The 4,236-nt window shown below is 64.8% G+C and carries 3 protein-coding genes, 2 pseudogenes and 1 other annotated feature; of the genes and pseudogenes, 2 read left to right on the forward strand and 3 right to left on the reverse strand.

From position 1 onward, the window contains the following. Nucleotides 1-75: 75 nt before the first annotated feature. Nucleotides 76-1,058: pseudogene (locus tag AWC17_RS09355) on the forward strand (IS3 family transposase); the annotation flags it as partial. Then, nucleotides 96-227: a sequence feature (AL1L pseudoknot), on the forward strand. Its footprint overlaps the pseudogene before it by 132 nt. A 27-nt stretch (nucleotides 1,059-1,085) precedes the next feature. Here the strand turns inward: AWC17_RS09355 and AWC17_RS34150 are convergent. The 3 genes and pseudogenes from AWC17_RS34150 to AWC17_RS09370 form a co-directional block, all read right to left on the reverse strand. Then, a pseudogene (locus tag AWC17_RS34150) lies at nucleotides 1,086-1,559 on the reverse strand (IS1634 family transposase); the annotation flags it as partial. 224 nt (nucleotides 1,560-1,783) lie between these two features. After that, complete coding sequence (locus AWC17_RS09365) at nucleotides 1,784-2,623, reverse strand: hypothetical protein (protein ID WP_085164530.1); 840 nt, start codon at nucleotides 2,621-2,623, stop codon at nucleotides 1,784-1,786. Continuing rightward, a complete protein-coding gene (locus AWC17_RS09370; protein WP_141224563.1) occupies nucleotides 2,623-3,384 on the reverse strand; it encodes a hypothetical protein in 762 nt (253 codons plus the stop codon). The genes AWC17_RS09365 and AWC17_RS09370 overlap by 1 nt, the downstream gene beginning before the upstream one ends. Nucleotides 3,385-3,586: 202 nt before the next feature. Here AWC17_RS09370 and AWC17_RS09375 point away from each other — a divergent pair, with 202 nt between their 5' ends. Then, a complete protein-coding gene (locus tag AWC17_RS09375) occupies nucleotides 3,587-3,970 on the forward strand; it encodes a hypothetical protein (protein WP_085164534.1) in 384 nt (127 codons plus the stop codon). Nucleotides 3,971-4,236 lie beyond the last annotated feature (266 nt).

A 4,236-nucleotide genomic window follows, 5' to 3' on the forward strand; every position in this document is an offset into this window, starting at 1 on the left:
CACAACGGATCTCGGCGCACCCCGGACCGCGTGTCGTTTACATCATCGACAGGACGCTGAGAACCTCAGATAACCAACGAGATTCTGAAGCGAGCGGCGAGTTTCTTCGGGGCGGAGCTCGACCGCCAACACAAGAAATAGTCGACTTCATCGACACCCACCGCGAGGAGTTCGGGGTCGAGCCCATCTGCACCGTCCTGCACACCGCAGGGGTGTCGGTGGCCCCGAGCACCTACTACGACACCAAGACCCGGGCTCCGTCGGCACGAGCCCAGCGTGACGCCGAGCTTGGGCCAGCGCTGCGCCAGCTCTGGGAGGACAACTACTGCGTCTACGGGGCGCGCAAGCTGTGGAAAACAGCCCGCCGCGCCGGCCATGACGTCGGGCGAGATCAGGTGGCCCGGCTGATGCGTGCCGCTGGCATCGAAGGCGTACGGCGCGGCAAACGAGTCCGCACCACCAAACCCGACCCGGCCGCGCCGCGTCACCCGGATCTGGTCCAGCGCAAGTTCACCGCAACCGCTCCGAACCAACTGTGGGTCACGGATCTGACGTTCGTCCCGACCTGGGCCGGGGTGGCCTATGTCTGCTTCATCGTCGATGCCCACTCCCGGATGATCGTCGGGTGGCGGGTAGCGTCCAACATGCGCACCGCCATGGTGCTCGACGCGTTGGAGATGGCCCGATGGTCACGCGGGAACACGTTGTCCGGCTTGACATGTCACTCCGATGCCGGATCGCAGTTCACGTCCATCCGCTATGGCGAACGGCTCGCTGAGATCGGCGCGGCGCCCTCGATCGGCACGATCGGGGATAGCTACGATAATGCTCTGGCGGAGACGGTCAATGGCTACTACAAAGCCGAACTGATCTACGGACCGGCCCGCACCGGTCCCTGGAAAACCGTCGAGGATGTCGAACTGGCCACCCTGGGATGGGTGCACTGGCACAACACCAGCCGACTGCACGGCTACCTCAACGACGTTCCGCCGACCGAGTTTGAGGCCGCGTTCTACGATGCACCACGGACCGACCAACCCCTGGTGGGAATCCATTAACCCGAGCCTCCGGGAAAACCAGGGCGATTCAGTCTCGATACGTCGCAGCGCCTCGGTGTCCAGGTGATCCATCGCGTCCCAGAATCGGCGGTGATCCAACGCCCCGCGCGGGGCCTTGATCCAGCGGGAGCCGGCCGTGGTGGCCCACCAATCCGCGAACGCCAACTTCGAGCACGGCGCCACCACCCGGTTCGCCGTGGCCAACGCGATGTAGGTGCCCACCGACAGTGTGGCGTCGGTGCGGCGCGGCGCGACCGAGTCCACGATCCCGGCCACGTCCAGACGCTCGAGCATCGACCACACCCCGGCCAGATCGCCGAACTGTTTGTGCTGGCTGCGCACCGGCACGCCGCTCGCCGCGCCCGCCAGCTTGGCCATCACCTCCTCGGCGGTGCCCAAATATTCCTGCGACACGATCCTCGGCTTGCCGTCCACCCGAGCCGATTCCACCAGGTAGTAGTACGTGTGTTGACCACGACGCTTCCCAACAATCGAAGCCATATATGGGTAATACACCTACGGCAACCAAAAACCAAGCACCACAACAAAAGACACGCCGATCAACTACAAAGGGCGGAAACTCCCGCTAGACCCACAACCGCCGTCACCGTCGAACAGGCGGTGATTACATGAGAAGTCCTCGGCACTCGCCGTTCTACCAACCGTGAACCTCAACTCAGCTCTCCTGCCGCGTCACCGGGGATCGGGGTGCGAATCCCCTGGCTTCAAAGGGATGACGTCATCTGCCGATACTCCGCCACCGACCTGGTGTGCGCCGGTTCAAGCTCGCACAGCACGGTCTCAAGTTCCTCGTCACTCCACCCGCCCGCCTTAAGTTCTCTCATCCAGGCGCAAAGTGCGCAGGCGGCACTGTTCAGCACCTGCGTGCGCTCGATCGGGTCGGCCGGCAACTCCGACGCCCCACTCACATCTGCTGCGTGCATCACCGCGACCAAGTCCGCGTACCCGCCACGCAAGGTCTGTGCCGCCTGCTCGGCAAGATCTCGCATCGTTCCCACGTATACGTCCAGACCGACCGTCGGCAACCCCGCAGTCGCAATAAAGTGTGCCGCGTCGCCAACCGCAACGGCCCACGACGCCCGACGCTTCTCCAGATCCCGCAGCAACACTTGCCCTTCCAGGCCATACCCGTCGAAGCTTCGAGACCGGTGCTCCCGACGATGACCTGCCAACACCTCGCAAAGTTGCTGCACGGTCTCGGGGCTTTCATACCTCGCCGCGGCGTCCTGAGCTTGCCAGGCCAACACACTGCAATCCATGCTGGCTTGCAGCGCATCGAGTTGACTCGCGTACGTCAACGACATCACCGGCACCGGCTGCGGGCGCAAGCACCAGCTGTCCCAGTGCAGCACTGACCGCTCGCCGGTCACGTCGGCGATCGTCTTACGCCACGCTGTTTCGTCGGCCAGCCATTGCGTCCAGTTGGCCGCCGCCGTCGCCCACGAGGCAGCGGCCAGCACCGTAGCCGTCACCGCCCCGTGGCACTGCCCGATCGACCACCACAACTGATCCGGACCCCGCTGCCACGCCTCAACTCGCGTCATCAGTACCAGCCCAGGTCGAGTTCAGCCGCACGTAACAACGGTTCGACCTGCCGACGAACGTCCACACCCGGCCACGCCGCCGACAGCGCATACACCATGTCCGGCAACGGGAGTGGGCGATCGCCGAACCCGCTCACGACTTCCATCGCCCGCCCCACCATCCACGCCTGCCGATACACCTCCACCGGGCACGCTGGTGGCCGCTTCGTTGTCGTCACCAAGAACTCCAATTCGGTAAGTTTCTGGAACTTATCCCACTCGTCAGCGCTCGGTTCGTTACCTGCCACCAGCGCCGACCACGTCCGCGGCAGGTCGATCAAATGTTGAAACCCGTTGACTTCGTCGATGAGGTCACGCGCCAATACCATCATCATGCGGCGAGCCGACGCGTCATCCGCAGCGCTTAGGTTCGTCAGCCGCTCAAACAGATCGGGGAACTCAAGCTGTAACCGGTGCACGTGCATCCCATCCAAAACTGGAAGAGGGATCTCAGCGACCGACATAGGAAACGCGTAGGATTCCACGTGCTCTACACCGCACTGCCGCAAAGACGAACTCTGGTCGCTCGTTGCGGCCGCGACTAACTCCCAACCTGTCGCTGCCCGCATCCGCGCATACTCAACCAACACCCGCGCGGGATCCACGCACCCAAACCAGGTGTTACGAAAAGCCCTATCTACCAACCCATCAGCCACCAGCAGACGCACCGTGCGCGGCACGAACACACCCGCCGGGACGTAACCCGACCCCTCCCCGGACATGATCACAGTCTCTGATCCCGCATCAGCCCGGGACTCAAAAACACCCACTGCCCAATGAATCGGCGCCGACACCGACCGGCACTGGTATTGCAGCAACCGTGCGAGCTGAGCGGCCTCCTGGGCGGCGCGTGACAATGGCCGCCTGCCGGGTCCAGCTTCCAGCGGGCTGACAACCGCGCCCGGAACCAACGTCCCACCCGCAATGCCTTGCCCGCCACCCGCCGCGCCCGATGCGGCCGCACCCGCGGCAGCAGTGGTCGCGTTCGTCGACGCTCCCGCCGACGACACCGCCGGTCCAGCACCACCAGCAGCACCAGCACCAGACGGTGCCGCACCCATTCCCGTCGACGGCAACATCGTCGGCATCGCCGACGATGTTGCCGACTGCCCCGCACCAGCCGCAGCCGGAGTCGCATGCAGACCCGAAGCACCCGCGGCCGCAGGCGCCGCCGGACTACCCCCACCCGCCGCAGGCGCCGCCAACCCACCCGCAGACCCACCGCCAACACTGGCTGGACCCGGCGTCGCCGCCGGCGACGCCGAAGACACCGGACTCACACTCGACGCACCCGAAGACAACCCCTGAGCAAACATCCCCGCCGGATTACCCAGCGCCGACGATCCCGCAGCATTCGACAACGGATTCGCCGCAGGAACACCGCTACCCAAACCCGACGCCGCCGGATTCGACCCAACACCACTCATCAACGACGACAACGGGCCACCACTACCCAGCCCACCACCACCCAAACCAGACCCACCACCACCAGACCCCGGCAGACGCCGGAGTCTCAACCTAGAAAGTCTCCGGACACGCCGGGGGGATTCACAGTGGACTTCCCGCACCCAGTG

Source organism: Mycobacterium nebraskense (assembly GCF_002102255.1).
In the GTDB taxonomy this organism is placed as follows: domain Bacteria; phylum Actinomycetota; class Actinomycetes; order Mycobacteriales; family Mycobacteriaceae; genus Mycobacterium; species Mycobacterium nebraskense.

Excerpts from the sequence above, each read along its gene's own strand:
- AWC17_RS09375 (WP_085164534.1), top strand. The coding sequence starts at position 3,587 with ATGCCTTGCCCGCCACCCGCCGCGCCCGATGCGGCCGCACCCGCGGCA.
- AWC17_RS09370 (WP_141224563.1), bottom strand. The coding sequence starts at position 3,384 with ATGTCCGGGGAGGGGTCGGGTTACGTCCCGGCGGGTGTGTTCGTGCCG.
- AWC17_RS09365 (WP_085164530.1), bottom strand. The coding sequence starts at position 2,623 with ATGACGCGAGTTGAGGCGTGGCAGCGGGGTCCGGATCAGTTGTGGTGG.